The sequence below is a fragment of the Rahnella sp. NRRL B-41462 genome, assembly GCF_003263525.1.
Taxonomy (GTDB): Bacteria; Pseudomonadota; Gammaproteobacteria; order Enterobacterales; family Enterobacteriaceae; genus Rahnella; species Rahnella aceris.
In genome coordinates this window covers 62,628-84,811 of the sequence record NZ_JYDF01000001.1, presented here as the reverse complement: position 1 = coordinate 84,811, position 22,184 = coordinate 62,628, and the positions used below count along the sequence as shown (strand labels likewise).

22 protein-coding genes and 1 other RNA gene are annotated in these 22,184 nt (G+C 47.2%); 8 read left to right on the top strand and 15 right to left on the bottom strand.

What is annotated here, in order from left to right; translation table 11 throughout:
* Positions 1 to 3: 3 nt before the first annotated feature.
* Positions 4 to 663, bottom strand: a complete 660-nt coding sequence (locus UC14_RS00510) for a tRNA1(Val) (adenine(37)-N6)-methyltransferase (RefSeq protein WP_232829619.1) — start codon at positions 661 to 663, stop codon at positions 4 to 6.
* A gap of 243 nt (positions 664 to 906) precedes the next feature.
* On the opposite strand from UC14_RS00510, the gene srmB reads away from it, so the two are divergent.
* Complete coding sequence (srmB, locus tag UC14_RS00505) at positions 907 to 2,235, top strand: ATP-dependent RNA helicase SrmB (protein WP_015698402.1); 1,329 nt, start codon at positions 907 to 909, stop codon at positions 2,233 to 2,235.
* 92 nt (positions 2,236 to 2,327) lie between these two features.
* Here srmB and grcA read toward each other — a convergent pair whose 3' ends face one another.
* Positions 2,328 to 2,711, bottom strand: a complete 384-nt coding sequence (gene grcA, locus UC14_RS00500; RefSeq protein ID WP_013576730.1) for an autonomous glycyl radical cofactor GrcA — start codon at positions 2,709 to 2,711, stop codon at positions 2,328 to 2,330.
* Positions 2,712 to 3,051: 340 nt separating this feature from the next.
* On the opposite strand from grcA, the gene ung reads away from it, so the two are divergent.
* Positions 3,052 to 3,732, top strand: a complete 681-nt coding sequence (ung, locus tag UC14_RS00495; protein WP_112197063.1) for a uracil-DNA glycosylase — start codon at positions 3,052 to 3,054, stop codon at positions 3,730 to 3,732.
* A 60-nt stretch (positions 3,733 to 3,792) separates the two neighbouring features.
* On the opposite strand, the gene grpE is transcribed toward ung, so the two are convergent.
* Positions 3,793 to 4,380 (bottom strand): nucleotide exchange factor GrpE, encoded by a 588-nt coding sequence (grpE, locus tag UC14_RS00490; protein ID WP_013576732.1) that lies wholly within the window; start codon positions 4,378 to 4,380, stop codon positions 3,793 to 3,795.
* Positions 4,381 to 4,517: 137 nt separating this feature from the next.
* Here grpE and nadK point away from each other — a divergent pair, with 137 nt between their 5' ends.
* The 3 genes from nadK to bamE all read left to right on the top strand — a co-directional run bounded on the left by nadK (position 4,518) and on the right by bamE (position 7,611).
* A complete protein-coding gene (nadK, locus tag UC14_RS00485; protein WP_013576733.1) occupies positions 4,518 to 5,396 on the top strand; it encodes an NAD(+) kinase in 879 nt (292 codons plus the stop codon).
* A gap of 96 nt (positions 5,397 to 5,492) precedes the next feature.
* Complete coding sequence (gene recN, locus UC14_RS00480; protein ID WP_013576734.1) at positions 5,493 to 7,154, top strand: DNA repair protein RecN; 1,662 nt, start codon at positions 5,493 to 5,495, stop codon at positions 7,152 to 7,154.
* 112 nt (positions 7,155 to 7,266) lie between these two features.
* A complete protein-coding gene (gene bamE / locus UC14_RS00475) occupies positions 7,267 to 7,611 on the top strand; it encodes an outer membrane protein assembly factor BamE (RefSeq protein WP_015690323.1) in 345 nt (114 codons plus the stop codon).
* A gap of 76 nt (positions 7,612 to 7,687) precedes the next feature.
* Here bamE and UC14_RS00470 read toward each other — a convergent pair whose 3' ends face one another.
* On the bottom strand, positions 7,688 to 7,972 hold the full coding sequence (locus UC14_RS00470; protein ID WP_013576737.1) for an RnfH family protein: 285 nt from the start codon (positions 7,970 to 7,972) through the stop codon (positions 7,688 to 7,690).
* Positions 7,965 to 8,399 (bottom strand): type II toxin-antitoxin system RatA family toxin, encoded by a 435-nt coding sequence (locus tag UC14_RS00465; RefSeq protein ID WP_013576738.1) that lies wholly within the window; start codon positions 8,397 to 8,399, stop codon positions 7,965 to 7,967. Before UC14_RS00465 ends, UC14_RS00470 begins: the two co-directional genes overlap by 8 nt.
* Positions 8,400 to 8,555: 156 nt before the next feature.
* Between UC14_RS00465 and smpB the strand changes: the two genes are divergently transcribed.
* Positions 8,556 to 9,038, top strand: a complete 483-nt coding sequence (gene smpB, locus UC14_RS00460) for an SsrA-binding protein SmpB (protein WP_013576739.1) — start codon at positions 8,556 to 8,558, stop codon at positions 9,036 to 9,038.
* 49 nt (positions 9,039 to 9,087) lie between these two features.
* Positions 9,088 to 9,451, top strand: a transfer-messenger RNA (tmRNA) gene (ssrA, locus tag UC14_RS00455).
* 162 nt (positions 9,452 to 9,613) lie between these two features.
* Here ssrA and UC14_RS00450 read toward each other — a convergent pair.
* Positions 9,614 to 9,997, bottom strand: a complete 384-nt coding sequence (locus tag UC14_RS00450; RefSeq protein WP_112197062.1) for a DNA polymerase V — start codon at positions 9,995 to 9,997, stop codon at positions 9,614 to 9,616.
* A 9-nt stretch (positions 9,998 to 10,006) separates the two neighbouring features.
* Positions 10,007 to 10,246: a DNA polymerase V gene (locus UC14_RS00445; protein ID WP_112197061.1), complete on the bottom strand. Its 240-nt coding sequence runs from the start codon at positions 10,244 to 10,246 to the stop codon at positions 10,007 to 10,009.
* A 148-nt stretch (positions 10,247 to 10,394) separates the two neighbouring features.
* On the opposite strand from UC14_RS00445, the gene UC14_RS00440 reads away from it, so the two are divergent.
* A complete protein-coding gene (locus UC14_RS00440) occupies positions 10,395 to 11,465 on the top strand; it encodes a glycosyltransferase (protein ID WP_112197060.1) in 1,071 nt (356 codons plus the stop codon).
* A gap of 35 nt (positions 11,466 to 11,500) precedes the next feature.
* Here UC14_RS00440 and UC14_RS00435 read toward each other — a convergent pair whose 3' ends face one another.
* The 8 genes from UC14_RS00435 to UC14_RS26955 form a co-directional block, all read right to left on the bottom strand.
* Complete coding sequence (locus UC14_RS00435; protein WP_112197059.1) at positions 11,501 to 12,169, bottom strand: acyltransferase; 669 nt, start codon at positions 12,167 to 12,169, stop codon at positions 11,501 to 11,503.
* An 84-nt stretch (positions 12,170 to 12,253) separates the two neighbouring features.
* Positions 12,254 to 14,959 (bottom strand): hypothetical protein, encoded by a 2,706-nt coding sequence (locus UC14_RS00430; protein ID WP_157962061.1) that lies wholly within the window; start codon positions 14,957 to 14,959, stop codon positions 12,254 to 12,256.
* 50 nt (positions 14,960 to 15,009) lie between these two features.
* Positions 15,010 to 18,087 (bottom strand): host specificity factor TipJ family phage tail protein, encoded by a 3,078-nt coding sequence (locus UC14_RS00425; protein ID WP_112197057.1) that lies wholly within the window; start codon positions 18,085 to 18,087, stop codon positions 15,010 to 15,012.
* A complete protein-coding gene (locus UC14_RS00420) occupies positions 18,084 to 18,464 on the bottom strand; it encodes a nitrite transporter (RefSeq protein WP_112197056.1) in 381 nt (126 codons plus the stop codon). The genes UC14_RS00425 and UC14_RS00420 overlap by 4 nt, the downstream gene beginning before the upstream one ends.
* Before the next feature lie 10 nt (positions 18,465 to 18,474).
* Positions 18,475 to 18,957, bottom strand: coding sequence for a DUF1833 family protein (locus UC14_RS00415; RefSeq protein ID WP_112197055.1), 483 nt, complete (start codon positions 18,955 to 18,957; stop codon positions 18,475 to 18,477).
* Positions 18,954 to 19,424: a hypothetical protein gene (locus UC14_RS00410; RefSeq protein WP_112197054.1), complete on the bottom strand. Its 471-nt coding sequence runs from the start codon at positions 19,422 to 19,424 to the stop codon at positions 18,954 to 18,956. Before UC14_RS00410 ends, UC14_RS00415 begins: the two co-directional genes overlap by 4 nt.
* A complete protein-coding gene (locus UC14_RS00405; RefSeq protein ID WP_112197053.1) occupies positions 19,424 to 21,958 on the bottom strand; it encodes a phage tail tape measure protein in 2,535 nt (844 codons plus the stop codon). Before UC14_RS00405 ends, UC14_RS00410 begins: the two co-directional genes overlap by 1 nt.
* A 1-nt stretch (position 21,959) precedes the next feature.
* On the bottom strand, positions 21,960 to 22,115 hold the full coding sequence (locus tag UC14_RS26955) for a hypothetical protein (protein WP_232829618.1): 156 nt from the start codon (positions 22,113 to 22,115) through the stop codon (positions 21,960 to 21,962).
* Between the last annotated feature and the right edge of the window lie 69 nt (positions 22,116 to 22,184).

Sequence of the window (22,184 nt, the reverse complement as noted above, 5' to 3'; positions counted from 1 at the left end):
CCACTAATAATTCAGATAAAAATCAGTAATCAGCGCACAGAATGCTTCACTGTAAACGCCTTCCGATTTCCGCAGTGCCAGTTCCTCGTCAACCCTTTCAGCTGATTGCCTTGATAAGGTCAGCACTAGCCGGTTAAGCGGTTTTCCCGGTCGGTCGCGTACGGCCATCCGTCGTGCGCTGAACCAGCCTTTTCGGTGAGCCAGAGTTTCAAACGCCAGCCCGATGTCGTACGGCAAAACAACACTAAACAATCCCTCTGGCGTAAGCAGCTTATTTGCGCATTCAAGCAATGCATCGTGCGTCAGAGTTTCGGTGTAACGGGCGGCATTTCGGGCTTCATCACGACAGGCAACAGCCGATTCAAAGTAAGGCGGATTACTCACAATCAGATCGTATTCAGCCTGATGTTCGCCGGCATAAGCATTAATGTCCTGCGCATACACCGCCAGCCTTTGCGCCCAAACTGAGTTGAGGAAATTCTCCTCAGCCTGCGCCGCTGCGGAAGGTTCCAGTTCGACGGCATCAATAACAGTTTGAGCATTACTGCGTTGCGCCAGCATCATGGCAATCAGGCCGCTGCCGCAGCCAATATCAAGAACACGTCGTGCATGGCTAACCGGCGCCGTGGCACCGAGCAGGACACCATCGGTACCGACTTTCATCGCGCATCGGTCATGTGCAACGAAAAACTGCTTAAAGGTAAATCCATTACGCCGTAAAGGGTTTGCGGAACTGACTACTTTTGTCACTAATTTCACCGTAATTACGCCAGCCAACAGGCCTGTAAACGAAAACTGTCGTAGCATAGGGCAAAGAGAAGCAGAGTAAAAGCCACGCAAACCGCTTAAATAGGTGAAGATCGCGTCTAACACGTCTATAATCGGCGCCCCAAGTAGAGGTAGACCATGACTGTAACCACTTTTTCCGAACTCGAACTCGATGAACGCCTGATTGAAGCCCTTGGCGACAAAGGCTATAGCCGTCCTACTGTCATTCAGGCAGAGGCCATTCCGCCAGCAATGGACGGACGCGATGTGTTGGGTTCGGCTCCTACCGGCACCGGCAAAACAGCGGCATTCCTGCTGCCTGCATTGCAGCATTTGCTGGATTTCCCGCGTAAGAAATCTGGTCCGCCACGAATTCTGATCCTCACGCCAACCCGTGAACTTGCTATGCAGGTTGCTGAGCAGGCGCGTGAGTTAGCCAAACATACCGAACTGGATATCGCCACCATCACCGGCGGTGTGGCTTATATGAACCACGCCGAAGTGTTCAGCGAAAACCAGGACATCGTTGTTGCGACCACCGGTCGTTTGCTGCAATACATTAAAGAAGAAAACTTTGACTGCCGCGCAATCGAAACGCTGATCCTCGACGAAGCCGACCGCATGCTGGACATGGGTTTTGCTCAGGACATCGAAACGATTTCCGCCGAAGCACGCTGGCGCAAACAGACGTTGCTGTTCTCCGCAACGCTGGAAGGGGAAGCCATCCGTGAATTCGCAGAACGCATCCTGACTGAGCCGGTGGAAATCGAAGCTGACCCGTCACGCCGCGAACGCAAAAAAATCCTGCAATGGTATTATCGTGCCGACGATCTGGCGCATAAAACCCGGATGCTCATCCATTTGCTGAAACAGGAAGATGTCACTAAATCCGTGATCTTTGTGCGTAAACGCGAGCGTGTGCATGAGCTGGTTGCGTGGTTGCGCGAAGCAGGGATTAACTCCTGTTATCTTGAAGGCGAAATGGTGCAGGTGAAACGTACCGAAGCCGTCAAACGTATGGTTGAAGACCGCGTTAACGTCCTCGTTGCGACCGACATTGCTGCCCGTGGCCTGGATATCAACGACATCAGCCATGTCTTCAACTTTGACCTGCCGCTGACCGCTGATATCTATCTGCACCGTATCGGCCGTACCGGTCGTGCTGGTCGTAAAGGGACCGCGATTTCTTTCGTGGAAGCGCATGACCATCTGCTGCTCGGCAAGATCGGCCGTTACCTTAACGAGCCGTTGAAAGCACGCGTACTGGACGAGTTCCGTCCAAAAACGAAAGCACCGAGCGAGAAAGTCACCGGTAAGCCGTCGAAGAAAGTGCTGGCGAAACGCAAAGAGAAGCAGAAAGCGGATCAGGAAAAATCGAAGGTGAAAGTTAAAGTTCGCCATCGTGACAGCAAAAACGTCGGCAAACGCCGTGTTAAACCTGACGCTGTAAAAGACGCTGCTAAATAAACATCAGCCTGATTTGGTGCAAAGAAAAACCGCCCTGAAGGCGGTTTTTTTATATCCATGAAACTGCTGGAATCTTAAAAGCTCGGAAGCGATTACAGACTTTCGGTGAAAGTACGGGTAATCACGTCACGCTGCTGCTCAGCAGTCAGTGAGTTAAAGCGCACCGCATAACCAGACACACGAATGGTCAGCTGCGGGTATTTTTCAGGATGCTTAACCGCATCTTCCAGAGTTTCACGGCGCAATACGTTAACGTTCAGGTGCTGACCCCCTTCCACACGTACAGTCGGTTGAATTTCCATTGGTACTTCACGGTATTCAAACTGGCCAAGCTCGCTGACAGCAACGATCTGGTCTTCCGCAAAACCCGCTTTTGCACATACGCAGCGCGCTTCCGCTTTTTCATCATCCAGCAGCCAGAAAGAGTTTTTCAGCGCTTCGTTGTTGCTTTTAGTAATTTGGATCCCGGTGATCATATGTTGCCTCCATTGTTGGCTACGATACTGTTAATTGATTGGTGTAAGGTTTGAACGACAACCTGTTTTCCTGTTGTCAGATATAACAGCAGAACACCCCGCATTCTTTGATAAATATCAATCTTTTCCTTGTGGGTATTTCTTACCCTCAGCATATTTATGTTTTATATCAATTTTTCCAAGGCACTGGATTAAATTATTTTTGTAAATTATCAACAAATTTTTGCATAGAACGTTAAGTCGCAGATAAACATCAGCAAAAGCGCGTGCGGGTTTAACTCATCGGAATGAGCAGGTAAGCTACTGCCAGTTTAAAATTATCATCAAAAGGAGAGCGTCAATGTCCACCACTCTCACCTGGCATGACGTCATTGGTCAGGAAAAAGAACAACCTTACTTCGTTGATACGCTGAAGTTTGTCGCGGCTGAACGCGCTGCGGGCAAAACGATTTATCCGCCGCAACAGGATGTGTTTAATGCATTCCGCTCTACCGAACTGGCAGACGTCAAAGTCGTGATTTTGGGGCAGGACCCTTATCATGGTCCCAATCAGGCTCATGGTTTATCGTTCTCTGTTCGCCCGGGCATTCCGGCACCACCTTCATTAGTGAATATGTATAAAGAGCTGGCCACCGATATTCCAGGCTTCGAACGACCCACTCACGGCTATTTGCAGAGCTGGGCAGATCAGGGCGTCCTGTTGCTCAATACCGTGCTGACTGTCGAAGGTGGTCAGGCGCATTCACATGCCAAACTGGGCTGGGAAACGTTCACTGATAAGGTCATCGCAGCGTTGAATGAAAATCGTGATGGGATCGTCTTTTTACTCTGGGGTTCCCATGCGCAGAAAAAAGGCAATATTATCGATCGCAATCGTCATCATGTATTGAAAGCACCGCACCCTTCTCCGCTTTCTGCCCACCGGGGTTTCCTGGGGTGTAAGCACTTCTCGCAGGCGAATGCCTTACTGGTGCAGCAAGGTCTGGCACCAATTGACTGGGTGCCCAGATTGCCGGAATAACAAAAAAAGAGGCACCCGCAAAGGTGCCTCTTCCATTATGTCAGTCTGCTTAAAACAGAATCAGGCTTTGGCTTTAGAAACCGCAACCATTGCCGGGCGCAAAAGACGGCCGTTCAGCGTATAACCCTTCTGCATCACCATCATTACGTGATTAGGTTCCAGCTCGTCGGATTCCATCATAGTCATCGCCTGGTGCAGTTCAGGGTTGAATGGCACGTGGATATCAGCCACCACTTCCATACCGAACTTGCGAACAGCATCCAGCAGGGATTTCAGGGTCAGCTCGACGCCTTCAATCAGACCCGCCAGTTCTGAATTCGATTTATCAGCCAGATCCAGCGCACGTTCCAGATTATCGATTACCGGCAACAATTCGCCAGAGAATTTCTCCAGAGCGAATTTATGCGCTTTCTCGATATCCTGCTCGGTACGACGGCGGATATTTTCCACTTCCGCTTTCGCACGCAGCAAGCTGTCACGCTCACGCTGCTGGAGTTCTTTCAGTTGCGCTTCCAGTTCAGCAATACGTTCATCGCGCGGGTCAACGACATCTGCCGCCTGAGTTTCCGCTTCCGTATGCAGCTCTTGTTCCTGATTCAGTTCTTCAGAGACTTGCTCGTCAGGTGTCTTATGTTCTTTACTACTCATGAATCTCTCCGCGTTTTAGCATTAATCTTGCTAGTTGGCTTATTATGGGGATCAAAACCGGGGTTTCAAGGTTTGGTTTTTAATGAAACCGGTCATAATGCAGGAGTCATCACACCCTGCTGAGGATAACCACAGCGATGAATAAAAAATTTGAGTGCATTGGGATTGTCGGACACCCTCGCCATCCTTCCGCACTTGCCACCCATGAAATGCTTTACCACTGGTTAATCTCAAAAGGTTATCAGGTGATCGTCGAACGTCAGGTGGCACAAGATTTAGCCCTGGAAGGCGCACAAACGGGCAGTCTGGCTGAGATCGGCAAGCTGGCGGATTTAGCCGTGGTCGTCGGCGGTGACGGCAATATGCTGGGTGCGGCGCGCGTTCTGGCCCGCTATGACATAAAAGTCATCGGCATCAACCGGGGTAATCTTGGCTTTCTTACCGATCTGGATCCGGATAACGCTTTGCAGCAACTCGATGACGTTCTGCAGGGTGAATACATCAGCGAGCAACGCTTCCTGCTGGAAGCCATGGTGCGCTGCAAGGACCAGCAATGTCGCGTCAGTACCGCCATCAATGAAGTCGTCCTTCATCCGGGAAAAGTCGCGCACATGATTGAATTTGAAGTCTATATTGATGACAAATTCGCTTTTTCCCAGCGCTCCGATGGTCTGATTATCTCGACACCAACCGGTTCTACCGCATATTCACTCTCAGGCGGCGGTCCGATCCTGACGCCGACGTTAGAAGCTATCGCACTGGTGCCGATGTTCCCACATACCCTTTCGGCGCGCCCGCTGGTTATCAACAGCAGCAGCACGATTTGTCTGCGGTTTTCGCATATGAGCAATGACCTTGAAATCAGCTGCGACAGCCAGATCGCCCTGCCGATTCAGCCGGGTGAAGAAGTGGTTATCCGTCGCAGTGAGTTTCATCTGAATCTGATCCATCCGAAAGACTACAGTTATTTCAATACATTAAGCACAAAACTGGGATGGTCAAAAAAACTCTTCTGATCTGATAAAAATAATTCGCCAGCCCCTTTACTGTATATAAAACCAGTTTATACTGTATGTAATTACAGGTCTGTTGTTATGTACAGGAAGGTGATCATGCTGGCGCAATTAACTATCAGTAACTTTGCCATTGTCCGTGAATTAGAAATCGATTTTCATGCAGGTATGACGGCCATCACCGGTGAAACCGGTGCCGGTAAGTCCATCGCGATTGATGCGCTTGGGCTTTGTCTGGGCAATCGTGCCGATGGCAGCATGGTGCGTCTCGGTGCCAGCCGTGCAGATATCTGCGCGCGATTCACCTTAGCGGATACCCCTTCGGCGAAACACTGGCTGGCTGAAAATCAGCTTGATGAAGGGCTGGATTGCCTGTTGCGCCGGACGATCAGCAACGATGGCCGTTCGCGTGGCTTTATAAACGGCACGCCCGTTCCCCTGTCACAGCTCCGTGAACTGGGCCAGCATTTGATCCAAATTCACGGACAACACGCCCATCAGCTTCTGCTCAAACCTGAGCATCAGAAAGCTTTACTCGATGCTTATTCGGATCAGCCCTTGCTGCTGTCTGAAATGCGCAAAGCTTACCAAAACTGGCATCAGAGCTGCCGCCAGCTGGCACAATATCAACAGCAGATGAGTGAGCGAGAATCACGCCGCCAGTTGTTACAATACCAGTTGAAAGAGCTGAATGAATTTGCTCCTCAGGCAGGTGAGTACGAGCAAATTGATGAAGAATACAAACGTCTGGCTAACAGCGGGCAACTGCTTTCACTGAGCCAAAATGCGCTCTATTTGCTGGCTGATGGTGAAGAACAGAATATTGTCAGTCTGCTTTATAGCGCCCGCAATCAGCTAACTGAACTCGCAGAACTCGACAGCAAAATGAATGATCTTATCGTCATGCTTGATGACGCGTCCATTCAGGTCAGCGAGGCCAGCGATGAATTACGCCATTACAGCGAACGCCTGGACATGGATCCAAACCGTCTGTTCGAGCTGGAGCAGCGTTTGTCGCGCCAGATGAATCTGGCCCGTAAACATCATGTCAGCGCTGAAGATCTTCCTGAACTGCATCGTCAGTTGCTTGAGGAACAGCAGGAACTGGATGATCAGGAAACCAATCAGGCAGAGCTGAGTGAAGCAGTGCAACGCCATTACCAACAAGCCGTCGCGGTTGCTGAACAACTGCACGAAAAACGTCAGTATTTTGCTGATGAGCTAACGCATCTGATCACCCAAAGTATGCAGGCACTTTCCATGCCACACGGTAAATTTAAAATTCAGGTTCAGTTCGAACCAGAACATTTAAATATGGAAGGCGCAGACCGTCTCGAATTCCAGGTCACAACCAACCCGGGGCAGCCGCTTCAGGCTCTCGCAAAAGTAGCTTCCGGTGGCGAATTGTCGCGTATTGCGCTGGCTATCCAGGTTATCACGGCACAGAAAATGGAAACTCCGGCGCTGATCTTTGATGAAGTGGATGTCGGTATCAGTGGCCCGACGGCTGCGATCGTTGGCCGCTTGTTGCGTCAGTTAGGCGAATCAACGCAAGTTATGTGCGTCACTCATTTACCTCAGGTTGCAGGTTGTGGTCATCAGCATTATTTTGTCAGCAAAGAAACTGATGGTGAAGTGACTGAAACCCAAATGAATCGCCTTGATAAAAAGGCGCGTTTGCAGGAACTGGCACGTCTGCTGGGCGGAAGTGAAGTGACCCGAAACACGCTGGCCAACGCAAAAGAGTTACTCGCAGCGTAAAAAGCTCAACTTTTTTACAGTTCAGCGGTCATACAGGTGCCCCGCAAAGGTTTCAAACTGATGAAAGGTCTATTATCATCGGCATCTTATGCCCTAAAGGAATGTAATGACTATGCGCTGTAAAACGCTAACTGCCGCCGCTGTAGCTCTTGTAATGCTTACTGCGGGCTGTTCCACTCTGGAAAAGGTGGTTTATCGGCCTGACATCAATCAGGGGAACTACTTGTCTCCTGCTGATGTTCAAAAAATTCATACCGGTATGACTAAACAACAAGTTGCTTATGTTCTCGGCACGCCGATGCTACACGACCCGTTTGGCAGTAATGTTTGGTATTACGTGTTCCGTCAGGAACCAGGCCATGAAGGTATCACTCAGCAGACTTTAACGCTGACCTTCAACGAGTCTGATACGCTGACCAACATCGACAACAAACCTAAGTTGAGCGATCAAAAGTAAATCGCCCGGTGTGATGGTCTCTGGTTACCGCCAAAAATCATCTTTCAGGGTAAAAAAATAAGGCGCCTGAGGCGCCTTATTTTTTAGAACGTTCGGCGCGTATACGCCGTAACTCTTTCGGATCTGCAATCAGGGGCCGGTAGATTTCAATGCGATCACCGTCGCTGACCACGTCGGCAAGCTTCACCGGCCGGCTATAGATACCTAATTTATTCTGTTTTAAATCGATATCCTGACGCAACTCAAGTAAACCGGAAGCCTTCACTGCCTGTTCGACACTGCTCCCCTCCGCCAGTTTTACCGTTCGCAGATACTGACGTTCCGGCAACGCGTAGACCACTTCAACGCGGATCTCAGACACTGTAGACCTCTTTCGCGCGTAGAGTGAATGCCTGAACCATGCTGCCAGCCAGTTCTTTGAAGATTTTACCGAATGCTAATTCAATCAATTTATTTGTAAATTCAAAATCAAGACTGAGCTGAACTTTACAGGCATCCGGGCTAAGTTCGATGAAATCCCATCCTCCGGTCAGCTTACGGAACGGACCATCCACCAGTTGCATATCAATGCGTTTGTTGCTGATTAACGTATTTTTGGTGGTAAAAGTTTTACTGATGCCCGCTTTGGAAACATCAACCGCTGCGGTCATCGACGTATCGCTGTTTTCCAGGATACGGCTGCCGGTACAACCAGGCAGAAATTGCGGGTAGGCGTCGACATCATTCACTAAGGTGTACATCTGCTCCACGCTGAACGGCACAAGCGCAGAACGACTTATCTGTGGCATATCATTTTCCAGGTGTCATAAAACGTACAGATAATACCATTTATCCGCGCGGTAATAAAAACAACGAAGCACAGGCTGCCACAAACAGGAAAAACTCCCGACTCTCACTGCGTGGGGATTTCAATCGGCATCGCTTACAGTATAATAAGTATCACTATGACAAAGAAAAAAGCACATAAACCCGGTTCCGCGACTATCGCGATGAACAAACGCGCTCGCCATGAATATATCATCGAAGATGAATTTGAGGCGGGGCTTGCTTTGCAGGGATGGGAAGTCAAATCGATGCGCGCTGGTAAAGCAAACATCACTGACAGCTACGTCACATTCCGCGACGGTGAAGCCTTTTTGTTTGGCGCAACCATTCAACCTCTTAACGTGGCGTCCACTCATATTGTGTGTGACCCGACCCGTACAAGAAAATTACTGCTCAACAAGCGTGAGTTAGAAACGCTGTTCGGTAAAGTCAGTCGCGATGGTTACACCGTCGTCGCGCTTTCCATGTACTGGAAAAATGCCTGGTCGAAAGTGAAGATCGGTCTGGCTAAAGGTAAGAAAGAGCACGACAAGCGCGATGACATTAAAGATCGTGAATGGAAAGTAGACAAGGCACGTATCATGAAGCACGCAAATCGCTAAGCCTCTGGCGTAGCTTGGTGTTTTGCTGGTATACTACGAAATAGTACTTGGGGCTGATTCTGGATTCGACAGGATTTGCGAAGCCCAAGGAGCATGCCGAGGGGCGGTTGGCCTCGTAAAAAGCCGCAAAAAAATAGTCGCAAACGACGAAAACTACGCCCTAGCAGCTTAATACCCTGCTTAGAGCCCTCTCTCCCTAGCCTCCGCTCTTAGGACGGGGATCAAGAGAGGTCAAACCCAAAAGAGATCGCGTGGACACCTTGCCTGGGGTGAAAGCGTTAAACCCAATCAGGATAGTTTGTTAGTGGCGTGTCCATCCGCAGCTAACCGGCGAATGTAAAGATTGGACTAAGCATGTAGTGCCGACGGTGTAGTAATTCTGGACGGGGGTTCAAATCCCCCCAGCTCCACCAATTTAGATAGGACAGTGGCAGGACAAGCTCATAAAAACCAGTAACTTATGAGCGGAGTTAAGACCCAGCGCTGACACCATCTAGACAGAAAAGGATACGTAAAAGATACGCGGCTCCTTCTGTTAAGAGAACCTCTGCCACCAGCAGAGGTTTTTTTTCGTCTTAAATGCACGGCGTATCGTCGAACACATCATTCCTAGCATCGTAAATGATATGCGTCACAACCCCCTCGATCACCAGCTCGTCATCTGTGAATGCTTCGCCGAACTCAATGAAGACGTTCTTGTCGGCCAAAGACTCCAGCCCGCGGCGTAGGATTGTCACCAGCCTCCACACATCCATTTCTCCGTTGATTTGCGCCAGCAGCAGATTACCGTCGACCGGTTTGATTGCCGGGTCTATCAGCAGCATCGTGCCGGAGTTGATGTGCTTCCCGTGGTACCGCTCGGCGATGTACAGGCGAGATGCCGGGCCGGTGCAGTTACAGACTTTGTTCAGGTCGATACGCGATTCAACGTAATCGCCTGCAGGTGATGGAAATCCCATAGTCCCTCCTTACATTACGTAGCCCATGTTTTTCAAAAAATAGCGCCTACTCTCGCCCTCTTGATCCGAGTAGTCCCGGAAGAATCCCTGATAGTGCGTTATCCATTCATTGGCTTCACGCAATGACCAGAAGTGGTTTACCTTCGCCAACTCGGCAACGAATCGCTCTGTTGTGACAATCTGTCCTTTCTTGGGATCCTGCGTGACGCTTCGAATAAACGCGCCTTTGATATCGGAATATTTGGGCATAAACACCTCACAAAACACTGTACATAAACACAGTATATCCTTGTGAATCACTCTCTGAAAAGTACTTACCAAAGCAAATTTCTAAACCTATGATTGTTAAGGTGTCAATATTTTAAATTATTTTTTATTCATGCTTAGACAGGTTTGAATGAGCCAATATAACTATGCGGGATTAGTAAAGCTTGCCCTGCATCAGATATTTGTTACAATATTTACACTTATAAAAAAAGGTTTTTGTATGAAAAATATAGCTTTGTTTATAGCTGGTGATGAAAACATATACTTTCCAGCGCTTGTTACAATAGAGAGTATAAAGAAAAACAACCCAAATGTTTTCGATTTTTTTATTTGCTTTGATGCAGATAAATTGAGTGCTTACATGACTAAGACTCTCAAAAAGCATAATATAAATTTTATCGACTCAAAGTCACTATCCAATTATGGAATTAAAGAGCAGTTTCAACAGATGAAAGAAAACATCTGGCCTGTTGAGGTGTTCTATAACTATGCATTGCCACTTTACTTAAGGGACAAAGGATATAAGTACTCTTGCAAATCTGATTATGATGTTCTTTGTATAAACAAATATGAAATCGATGATATCTTACCAAAAGAGTCAGCCATTTCTGGTTGGTCAGGTATAGTAAATCTTGAAAGTCAGGGTGTGCCAAATGTTATTATTAAAAAACTAATAGATAATAGCACTATTAGAAACAAACACCTTGATTATATGAACGTTGGTTTTTTATTGTTCAATAATGAAATTTACTCCAAACTCAATTTATTAGAGAAATATAAGTCATTTTATAATTTTCTTTTTGAAAATTGCCCAGATGCGAAACTTCTTGAGCAGATTGCTTTCTGTCTGCTTTTATCAAGTCTCAATGGATCTTTTATAAAGTTGACTGAGGATTACAACCACAGGGTTCTTTCTACTAGAGATACAGACGAAAGCCTAAACTTTGACACTAAAAACATTCACTATATTACAAGATGCAAACCTTGGAACCCTCTTAAGACTGGAAATATAAAGTGGTTTGCATCTAATGGCGGTGGGTGTATTTTTGCATATAGAAACATATGGCTAGAATTTGCAGAGAATATTGAAGGCTTCGAGAAATTTTGCTCAGAAAGAAAGCTTTCATCATTGCAATTAATCGGATTGCAAATGACAACAACAAAAATACTTGAATCAAAGATAAAAGAATTAAGGAAATAAAATAAAAGCCACGGCATTGTCTCCGTGGCTTTTAGTTATTTAGTTAAATTCCAGTAGTTACTCTTTTTTATAGAGCTTGAATCTTTCTTAATAAAAGGTTTTGACAATGTTAGGTGTGGCCTTTCCCAGGCAACATCTTTTTTTGTCACCTTTGCAGGAACTCCAACTATTATACAATTATTAGGAAATACATCTTTGGTAATACTGCCTAGCCCAACAATGCTTCCATCACCAATTATAGTTCCACCTAAAATAGTTGCCTTTGCTGAAATCCATACATGATTACCGATTTTTATACTTGATGGGTTATTAATTCTCAATCCTGTTTTAACATCGAAAATAGGATGCCCATCATCAGATCTTATCTCATTCCCTGTTGCAAACATGCAATCATCTCCAATTTCCACGCTTGAACCTTCAGCGGTAGAAATATAGCACTTTGCTGTACATGTAACACCATCATTTATTTTGACATTACAACCATTTCCAATTCTAATGAAGCCAATGAAACTATTCCTTCCTATAATGCAAATGCCATCATCACAATCAAAGTGGATAGAGGTAGTAGATATTTTTGCTTCTGGATGAACAATAAGAGTATTATTACTACCTCTAAAAATCACCTCAACCTTTGGATCAGGGTTTTTCCCGCAATCAATCTTATTACCTCTTCCATCCTGAAAGTTGATTAATGTATATTTCACGACAAATCACCTATTTTAGCTTAAAGCATATCATTATATAGAACTGCTTAAGCTAAACAAGATCTATCTCAAATGAAAACTGATTTAGAGTAACTTAGTTCCTATGCAAGAAAGCAAGAACATTAATAATTCTTGTACTTTAAACCCATATATATCTCCTGCAATCTTTGTCTGCACCCTAACTTCAGTATCAGGGATTTTTTTTCCATCAGAATCATATTCAAAAGAAATTTCAAATTCATCATCCCACTTATCATATGTTATGAATGAATAATTAAATGGAATTAAACCATTTTTTTCCATAATATCGATTACAGTTTGAACAGTTGTCCCTGAGTGCTCTCTGTCTCCACGATCAGATAACCAAGTCCAAAACCCTATTTTTTTAATGATATCCAACCCTGCGCTTATCTCATTTTGACTTAACGCTCTTACTTCTGATTTAAATCGTGCGTCTGAAACGGTTTGTGGTGAATTTACAAAATACCCGTTCAACCAAGCTGACGATGAATTTCCCAAATTACAATCACCATTCTTAACTGGTGCCATATATTTTGGAATTAAATTGCTCGGATCATAAGATGTTACGTGAATTGGCTCGTATGAATTAGTAGCCTCGTTGTATGCCGATACGCTGAATCCCCCCAACTGAGAAGGCGTCATGCGGAAGGCAACACTCCCTTTACCAAGTGAACTGGAAGGACTAACGAACTGCCTATCGAAAAGTAGCCCTGGGGCTGGCTGTGATCCATCAGCAGCTGTTTCAGAACGTATTCGCATGCCACCTATAATGGATGAAATAGCTGGTGAGTTAACCTTTACATCGCCTGTCATTTCTGGGTGAGCGGATAAAGTTCTTCCGATAGCCAAACGCTGCATGCCAACAGGTACATTGATGTCAGAGATAGTTGCATTAGCTGCACTCATAATGCCTATTTTCGTACGGCCGTCAGTTGAAATAGAGCCAATCTTAATACCGTCAACCTCAATAAGTGAGCCACCTGTCGTTAAATCTACATCACGAATTACTCGGTCTGCCCATCCAATATTATCGATATCAATATTCTTAATGCGGAAATTACTGCTAGCGGTATTGGTAATTCGAAACCAGGCGCGCCCAGTTCCAAATGCAGTTCCTAAGTTACCGTTTGGAACTCCCTCTACTCGCACGCCATCAATGATAATATTGTTACCTATCATATTAATAACTGCGCATGGTGATCTCGATGATTCGCCATTAGGACCACGCATGTTGATTCGGAAATTTTCAACCCTCACATTAGAACCTGATTGTATGTCAAAGGCGCGGGATGGAAACTCAGTGTTAGTTGTATCTACAGAAGGGTAATTGAGGGAACAATTAATTATTGCATAATTACTTCCTCGGAAATTTTCTGAACCTAATGGATGTTCATTATCGGCCACTCCAAGAATTGCAACTCCCGCTACTGTTCCAAATGAATCACAGTTAATAAATCTTATATTGTACGGGATAGGGTTATCTGGATGGTTTGCCGTCGCAAAACCTTTAGTAATAGTATTATTTCCGTATGTGCGACTATTAATTACTGTAATATTATATGACCCATCATCAATTTCAACACCATTCTGAGTTATTGTGTGGGTGCGCATTGACTTTCCATAATCCGTAATTACTTGAGTGCAATTATCAATCACACCTCCTGAAGCTCCGTGCGTTGTTATTCCGTCATCATAACAGTAATCTATAATAAAGGAGTTGCGTACGGCAAAATTTGTTGTCATTCCCTGAGTAATTCCGGCATGACCTACACCTACGTAATTATCTTTCCAACAGGCTATGTCTAAACAATGCTGCGGTCCTTCTTGGAATACCATAGAGTCAATATCTAATCCATCAAGCGCACCGGTTCTAAGGCATCTCCCCCACTCTACATCTGGATTTGATTTGACACGACTATAACCATTAGCCTTGATGCGAAAGTTTGAAAGCTGAATATTCTTATCATAGGTCAGTACAGCACTACCCCAACCTACGTTTTGCATTACATCTTTAACACCATCCATTGTTGGGTCGGCTACAATACATGATTTCCACATATTTGAACCGAAAATGCGGACGCCGCTCGGAATATATAAGGTATCGGATATTCTGAAGAATTTGTCCGGAATAAAAAAATTACTTGCTCCTGAGTTAAGAGCTTTCTGTATTCCTACAGTACAGTCGGTTCCTGTAGTTCCAAATTCATTAGAGTCGCCAACTACCCCATCAAAATCAGTAATTGATATCCATTCAGCGTTAACATCATGCTGCGTTCTGATTGCCGCTCCAGTAAAAGATTTTTTGACGGCTATCAAGGCGTCACCCAGGCCATCACCAGATGATGCTAGATTTTGTCGTAATGCTGCATCCCCTACACTGACAAAATGGGTAGAGTCCACAACCCATGATGATGAATCATTACCCGTTGTTGTATATGGAATGTTTGTTGCTGCAGTGATTTTCCATAGCTCACCGTTATATCTAATTAATTGATTATATTCATCGATTGTTAGAGGGCCGTTTACATAGTCGCCAATTACTTGGTATCCTGAATTCTGAATAAAAATGTTAAATCTCTGCTCTTGGCTATGAAGTTGTGAAGAAAACTCCTGCTCCATTCCCCAATAACTGCGACGATTTCTTCCCAATCGGTCTCGCCAAATAGCCTGAGTAATGCTGTTTAAAGCGTAATCTAGGTTTTGCGCGTTATCATACAAATCTTTTGCGGCAGAAGACCCCAGCGGGTTGCCAGTGTTATACGTCGTCATTATTGGCCTCATAAAGAAAAACCCGCCGAAGCGGGTTATTGGGAGCTGATTTATGAAACGTCGCCGGGATAAATGGCGTCGTCATATTGGTATTTCTTCGGGGTATAGATCGTCGCGCTAACCTGACATGTTCCATCAGAGCTTGGGGCGATTTCATTGAGCAACGCGTCATATCCGACACGGGATGAAGAACAAAATATTAATCGCGGTGGCTCAATATAAGGGTCATTCATATCCCAGTCTTCGGGGTGAAGTCCCGTACTATAAGGCACAGTCAAGGTGTAATCGTCAACGCGCGTTGGAATGAGTAACGCCGATGCGCTGCCATCTTGATGACGGATAAGTACGCGGGGATTAGCGAAGGTCCAGTCCGGTGGCTCGCTCAAAGTCAAGCTTATGGTTTCATCACTATGCTTCATGCCGATTATTAAGCAGCTCAGTGTCTGATTACCTGGTAGGTCGTCTGTAAAAATGATGCGGTCCATAAACTCGTAACACAAAGCATCGAGTTCAGTTGACGTTGAGTGATTTAGCCTTTGGTGCTTGTAGCCCATTAGTCGTCGCATCCCAATGCGGTATGCCCTATCCTGTTCGAGAACTCCATCCAGCGTATAACTTTCAACTTTTGAGGGTGTCGGATTATCCGCAGTCCTGCACTGAACTGTTTCTTCTGCCCACGAAGTGCCGTTGATGTAAGTCACATCGACACCGTCGTAATCATCTTGCGATGCCGCCTTGAAAGCCGTCTGCAACTCCTCAGTGGTTTCCTGAGGACTGATGATGCCGGTCCACTCTTTAATTCCCTCCCTTCCTGCAGAGGCTAGGCCGTCAGACAGAAGAAAATACCCCATTCCTGCATTGGTGATCTTATTCAAAATATCTAATGCTGAGGTGCTATCCTCGCTCGCTGAAAAATCAAATGTCTCTCCACGGGGAGTCCAATAGTTGCTTTCAAGATCATTGATGGTCTGAACATCTGCCCTCATTCCCAGGCTGTTTAGCACATGTTTCAACGCGCCACTGATCGTCCTTTTTTCTGAGTCTTCATAGAGCCTCGTAGCAATCAGGTTCACCCGGCGGTCCGATTGCGAAGCAAGGCGATTTCCTGTTCTAATTGTCAAAGCCATGGTTGTAACGTTGGCATATTGGGTAGCCGTTTTGGAAAGTCTTGAACGCAGCGCCTGCCAGTAGAGACTATTTACCGTCTTCGAGCCGCCGATCTTGGTGGTTCTTCTGACTCTAATTTCGTATTGTGCTGCCGCTAAACCGCTTATCCTTTTCGTATACCCATGTCCGTTAGCCGTCTTCCCCTTGAAATCATAGGTCACCTGAGTCCACGCCCCGCCGGCCACAGCATTGCGATACTGCACAAGCACGCGGACAGTATGTGATTGCGAGTCCCCATTATTTTTGTACTGAATGTGGCCATTCGGAAAGATGAAATTATTCTCAATAATCGTAGTAGTTTCACCAGCCGGACACGCAAGAAATGGGCCTAACCAATTTTCGGCTGCGTCTTCCCCGAAAACAGATGAGTCAAGGATCGTTCTGTTGCTGAATCCGGCCCATGCTGGGTCAACTACCGTGGTAGCTCCGTCAGCTGCAAATATTAGGCGGTCAACGGTGATAGTCGTGTCGTCAATGGCGTTTATAACAAAGTCACCATTCCCGTACATCAATGAAAGGCGCTCTGTTCCTACGGGTATTCCACTGAAAGGGCTGCCGGATGCGGAGGTATAGGCCAGAGTCACATGAGCTGGGACACCTGCGGCGCCACCACTGGAAGCTGTGCCAGGCATATTCACCGGCGCACTGCCGAACACTGCAACGGGAAGGGTTGAATTAGAAATTGTACCACCCGTGTATGGGCTGGAAATTTCCTGGATTGAAACACGACCAGAGCTATCTAGGGCCTCAAGTCCAGACCCCGTTAGACTGTCGCTGATCGCATTAACCAGTCCGCTCATGTTGATGTAATTCGTTACCAAATTGACGACGTAGGTCACGCCCTGCCAAATGATATTGAATGCGTAACTGCTGGTTGTGAAATCGTAAGTTGCAGGGGCTGCGCTGGCGGTAATGCTTGCCGCACTTCCACCAACACCTGGTATTGGCTCAACCTCTTCGATGTAAGAGGCAATAAACAGGTCGTAGCTGACATCATTGTATGAGAGCGTAACTGGATCACCAACGGTCGGGCCCAACTCGGAGAAGTCTCCATAAATCACGCTGTAGTCGCCTGACTTGCTGATCACATAACTGTCAGGGGCAATAACAGTAATTACTGTTCCGACTGCCCAAGAACTCGGGACACTTAGGTCGTCAGAATCATCTTCACCATTCTCGTTGCTTACACCGATCAGCGTTATCGTGTTCCCGTTAAAAAGCACAGCATCGGAGTTTACATAAATACTACCGGGTGCCGTGGAGTTCGTATCCAGTCCACTGCCACTCGAGGTGCCGCCAACTTCTGTCGATAACCACCAGTTCTGAGATCGTGAATCACCAGCAACCGAGGAGCCCGGACCATAAATTGAATAACTGGCATCAGCACCAAAACTCGCAACTGGTGTTGACCCGATCCGAATGCTTGAGGGATGTATGGCAAAGTTTCCGACGCCAATGCAGAGCATCATTTCCGTTCGATATATTTCCGGATTATCAGCATCGAACCGCGAAATAGGCTGAACAACATAATCTGGATAAACACGATAACGTCCAAAAATCTCCCTAATGGGGTCGCCCAAATTAATCATGTTTGCTTTTGCTGGTGACAGGTCTAACTGATCCCCAGTCGCGCCGGAAGCACTGCCTGGCTTATCAATATTATTCATCATGTAAATGGAATAAGCCGCTGATGCTACGGCTATAACAACTGAAGCAATGATCAAACCTGTGGCGTAAGGAACCGGATAAATACGCACGTCAGTGTCAGAAGATAGATGGCATAGTGACCATTCTGATGCCGGAATAGACCTGCCATTTATTTCAACGGCGATCGGATGAGTCATATCTTTCTGGTAATTTTTAACATTCTCACTGAGCCATTGATGCAATGACAAAGGCTTGTGTTCATGCGTTTCCAGTGGGTCACCTGGCAACCTTGAAGGAAAAATTCTGATAGTCATTGCCAGAACTCCACTTTCACAAAACGGCGTCGAAAACGTGCCAGCGGTAAAAACGTGACGTTTGTCTGTGGGTTGCATTCTGCAACATGAAGTTGGCCGTTCAGGCTAACCACAATGCCAACGTGTGTCACCGTGCTTCCTGAATAACACGCCACGCCCGCCCCCTCGCAGGGATCGCAGCGACGCAGGCTTTGCATCAGGGTTCGCGCGGCATTATCAAGGCCACCATCATCTTTTGTGACGCCAGAGAATTCTGGCCACTCAGCTAATCCGAGGTCACGGCGAATTTCGTTCACAATGCCAAAGCAGTCAATTTTTGGAAATGAACGCCCGCCCTTCAGCCAGGTAACTGAACGGTATTTGTCGGTATCCAACATTGTTTTTTCCTTACGATATATAACGCAATCCGGGGAAGTTAGGCAGGGTGTAACGGTAACGCGGCCACGCAGTATCAAGCACATTCATATAGCCTGCGGTGATCTGCACCTCTGTCGCAGTCCAGTAGCCGGATTTCACTGCAAGAACATATGGATTAGACGTTGGTGCAGAAAGGTCTGTTGAAATGTAGCAACGATAAGTTAGATAGCTATCACTCAAATCATCGAGGGCAGCGCGGATTGCTGTTGAAACAATCCCGTCAACGTTGCCAATAGCGAATTTTAAATCCTGCGTTCCGTCAGCATTCCTGGCTGGTAAGGCGATATCTATGCCGCACGCAATAAATGTTACGACCCTGCCATCCTCAAGGGTGGCGGTGATATCCTCCCACCCTTTAGTGAGCCAATAAACGTCAGACCCCACTGTGATCTGCAGTGTCTCAATTATCACCTCAGAACCGCCAGAGGCATAGAGCCGGTCAAGTACAGTCATGCTTCTGGCCACTCCCGGTTAAGAGCAAGATCAATGATGTTGCTGTTTATGATGTAGTCTGGAAATTCCCCCCAACCGGGCGGAAGAATCGGGCGTTCCCAAAGTTCGAGCGTTGCAGAGAACTCCCAGTATTTCCCGCCCGTGAGGATCGGACCTTCATAAATATCAATGAAACGACAAACATAACTCTCCACACCCAAGGGCGTTCTGAGTTTCATATTGAACCAGGCTGATCCGTCTGAGATTGAGTCACGAAACCAAGCCTCAAAAAGCTGAGCTTCTGATTCGAGGAATAGCCACGTGACGGGCGCTTGCGTTGGTGTTGAGGTATAAAGTCGACGCTGACGAGCGCGTCCAGATGTAAGCTGCGTGCGCAAAATTGGGCTGATCGGTTTTAACGCATATCCGTCCTGAAGTGGCATCGGCAAATAGTCATCTGGATAATTAATATTGCTACTGATACCCATTAACTCGCTCTCCGTTTTGTTTGCCAGCCTGCGCCTAACCCTTTACTGACGCGGCCGGTGCCTGCGGCTATGTCTGCCGTAACCATATCGTATCCCTGCTTCGCACCGCGCTTAACCGCCTGCTCAACCATGGCAATCGTTTTGGCATCAGGATCTCCATTCACTGTCAACTCAAACGAAGGGTTGTAGGCGTTACCACCTGCCGTTTGACGGCCAACTCTTTCAAGAGTTTGATCAAGCTTTGCAGATGTTGAAGCTGTCGTGACGCGCTCCCCTTTCTGGAGCAACCATGTGCCGGTTTCCGGAACAGCATCAATACCATCGTGAGCCATGCCTGATAGTGCCGATGCAGATACTCCGGCCACCAAGCTTTGAGAATAAACACCGGCGGCGGCTGACGCGGCGGGAGCCAGCCCTGGCCCGGCGATAGGGATAGCCGCGGTTGAAGCATATGCCGCCAACTGCGCCTGAAAAGCTGTAGCTTGGGCATTCGCGATCATAGCTTGGATGGCGGAAGCCTGAGTGGCCTTCCCAACTGCCAATTGAACGGCCTGATAAACCAGCCACTGAGCCGCCATATCGGTGAGTGCTTTAATCACTGACTGTCCAAAACTGACAGCCATATTAGATAACGCATCTCCGACTGACTCTGTACTGGTGATAATGTCGTAAAGACCATCAGAAAGTGAGCTCGTCGTGCTTCCCAGCAGGGAGGAGACATTATCAGCAGCGATCTGACTGTAGTTTGTTGCTTCGTCTGCAAAGTTTTGCCAGGCGTCACTGATACCGGCCACCCAATCACCGCGTAGCGCATCCAGATCTTCATAATGCTTTTCTTGAAGTTCCAGCCTATCCTGCAGTGCGCTTTCCAGAGCGGATGTTTCCTGATCATAAAGGTCTTTGGAAATATCACCGCCCTGATACTGCTTCTGCAGGTCAGCCTGCTTTTCGAGAAAGTCCCGCTGAAGGCTCAAAAGCTCTTTCAGCCGGTCGCGCTCCTTTTCCCCCATACCAGCGCCCTGAATGTCGATATCATTGGCGGCTTTGGCATTACGGTTTTCGGCTGTGAGTCCGGCGGCAAAGGCGGCTGCCTTGGCGTTTTCCTCATTTGCTTTTTTAAGCTTTCCAAGTTGGTCCACTTCTGCGGCCAGGCTCTCAAGTCGTTTTTGCTGTTCCGCATTAATGCCGACCAGTTTTCCGCTGGCGAGATCAAACTGAAGTTTTTGGGCTTCCGTTACTTCCACTGTTTTTTTACCAGTAGTATCGATCAGGGCGATCTGACGGAGGTAGCTCAATTCTGTGGACTTGAAGGCGCTTTCCAGTTTTTTTGCGCCAGCATCCGGCGTAGCCTTGCCGTTTGTGCCACCTTTTGGAAGTACAAACTGAGAACTGATTGGGGCAACTACTGCAGTGTTGGTTGGCAGTGCCGCGCCCGCCTTTCTGATTGAATCTAACCTTTTGGTGAGCTCAGATATCTCTTTATCGATATCCGCTGATTCCGGCATTGTCCCAATAGTTCGTTCGACGATCGTCTCGATACTGTCAGATGTTTTGCGCGCTTCCTGCAGCCACTTCAAGCGGTTCTGAATAACGGACTCATTTTGAGAGTTACCGATATCTTTACTGCCTTTGAAGTTGTCGATCAGGTCACCGGCCGAGGCGGCCACTTTTGCCAGACCGCTCGCCAGTTCAACTACACCACTTACCAGAGATGTCAGGCCCTGTAGAATTTTGGGGTCAGTCAGGACATCCTGCAGTTTCCCAAATGATTCTTGAAGGCCAGAGATATCGACCTTAGCAAGCCCTCCAGCTATCTCCAGCTTCAGGCCTCTGACCTGGTCTTCCATATCTTCAAATACGTCATTCACTTTTACCAGATCGTCAATCGATGCCTGGTCGGGCGCGATGCCGTAATCCTTTGCCTGCTGGATGAATTCTTTCAGTTTTTCATTGTTGTTATCAAACAATGGAAGGAGTTTTGAGAGGTCATTACCCAGGCTTTCAAGGATCGTAATCTTTCCGGCATTGGTACCAATTTTCCCAACCGCCTCACCGATCGCCAGCAGCTGTTGATCTGGTGATGCTTTGGCAAGTTTTTCCGCTGAGAGTCCGAGAGCATCCAGCGCATCAACAGCGTCACCTGACTTGTTGATTATTGCGTCGCCGATTTTGTCGCTGATATCTTTGAAAATATCATTCATATTCTCGCCAGCGAGACCGGCGTTCTCAGCGGCATACTGCCAGGCCAACAACTCCTGAGTGGAAATCTTTAAAGCTTTAGCAACCCGGTCGACTTCAGTGACCTGTTCTGCGGTTGTTTTTAGAAATGAGATACCGGCGGCGCCGATGGCCAATGCCGCGCTGGCTGCAATCGTCCCAAGTGCTGCTACGGCGACCCCGGCAGCTTTGACTGATGCCTCAACCTTTTTACGCCACTCTTCAGAAGCACGTTCTGCATCATTAAGCCCGCCAACGAACCCGCCGACTTTTGCGATCAGGTCTATCGTTAGCGTGCCGAGGGATTTACTTGCCATTTTAGCTCCAGTTTTTCATTGCATCATCCAGGCTGACCGGCGCCTCGTTGATGTGGGGCGCAAAGTCTGTGACGGAAAACGCCGGGCTGTCTTTCTTGCGATTGATGTTCGCCAGCGTGCTGGCCACCAGAGCTGCGGCCCACTCAGTCCGCATCATCGGGTTGAGGTTCCCGAACTTATTCCGGTACTTCACCCAGACCTGAAACTCATTGAGGCTCAGCCTTTC

Excerpts from the sequence above, each read along its gene's own strand:
- UC14_RS00510 (WP_232829619.1), bottom strand. The coding sequence starts at position 663 with ATGAAAGTCGGTACCGATGGTGTCCTGCTCGGTGCCACGGCGCCGGTT.
- srmB (WP_015698402.1), top strand. The coding sequence starts at position 907 with ATGACTGTAACCACTTTTTCCGAACTCGAACTCGATGAACGCCTGATT.
- grcA (WP_013576730.1), bottom strand. The coding sequence starts at position 2,711 with ATGATCACCGGGATCCAAATTACTAAAAGCAACAACGAAGCGCTGAAA.
- ung (WP_112197063.1), top strand. The coding sequence starts at position 3,052 with ATGTCCACCACTCTCACCTGGCATGACGTCATTGGTCAGGAAAAAGAA.
- grpE (WP_013576732.1), bottom strand. The coding sequence starts at position 4,380 with ATGAGTAGTAAAGAACATAAGACACCTGACGAGCAAGTCTCTGAAGAA.
- nadK (WP_013576733.1), top strand. The coding sequence starts at position 4,518 with ATGAATAAAAAATTTGAGTGCATTGGGATTGTCGGACACCCTCGCCAT.
- recN (WP_013576734.1), top strand. The coding sequence starts at position 5,493 with ATGCTGGCGCAATTAACTATCAGTAACTTTGCCATTGTCCGTGAATTA.
- bamE (WP_015690323.1), top strand. The coding sequence starts at position 7,267 with ATGCGCTGTAAAACGCTAACTGCCGCCGCTGTAGCTCTTGTAATGCTT.
- UC14_RS00465 (WP_013576738.1), bottom strand. The coding sequence starts at position 8,399 with ATGCCACAGATAAGTCGTTCTGCGCTTGTGCCGTTCAGCGTGGAGCAG.
- smpB (WP_013576739.1), top strand. The coding sequence starts at position 8,556 with ATGACAAAGAAAAAAGCACATAAACCCGGTTCCGCGACTATCGCGATG.
- UC14_RS00450 (WP_112197062.1), bottom strand. The coding sequence starts at position 9,997 with ATGGGATTTCCATCACCTGCAGGCGATTACGTTGAATCGCGTATCGAC.
- UC14_RS00445 (WP_112197061.1), bottom strand. The coding sequence starts at position 10,246 with ATGCCCAAATATTCCGATATCAAAGGCGCGTTTATTCGAAGCGTCACG.
- UC14_RS00440 (WP_112197060.1), top strand. The coding sequence starts at position 10,395 with ATGAGCCAATATAACTATGCGGGATTAGTAAAGCTTGCCCTGCATCAG.
- UC14_RS00430 (WP_157962061.1), bottom strand. The coding sequence starts at position 14,959 with ATGACGACGTATAACACTGGCAACCCGCTGGGGTCTTCTGCCGCAAAA.
- UC14_RS00425 (WP_112197057.1), bottom strand. The coding sequence starts at position 18,087 with ATGACTATCAGAATTTTTCCTTCAAGGTTGCCAGGTGACCCACTGGAA.
- UC14_RS00420 (WP_112197056.1), bottom strand. The coding sequence starts at position 18,464 with ATGTTGGATACCGACAAATACCGTTCAGTTACCTGGCTGAAGGGCGGG.
- UC14_RS00415 (WP_112197055.1), bottom strand. The coding sequence starts at position 18,957 with ATGACTGTACTTGACCGGCTCTATGCCTCTGGCGGTTCTGAGGTGATA.
- UC14_RS00410 (WP_112197054.1), bottom strand. The coding sequence starts at position 19,424 with ATGGGTATCAGTAGCAATATTAATTATCCAGATGACTATTTGCCGATG.
- UC14_RS00405 (WP_112197053.1), bottom strand. The coding sequence starts at position 21,958 with ATGGCAAGTAAATCCCTCGGCACGCTAACGATAGACCTGATCGCAAAA.
- UC14_RS26955 (WP_232829618.1), bottom strand. The coding sequence starts at position 22,115 with ATGATGCGGACTGAGTGGGCCGCAGCTCTGGTGGCCAGCACGCTGGCG.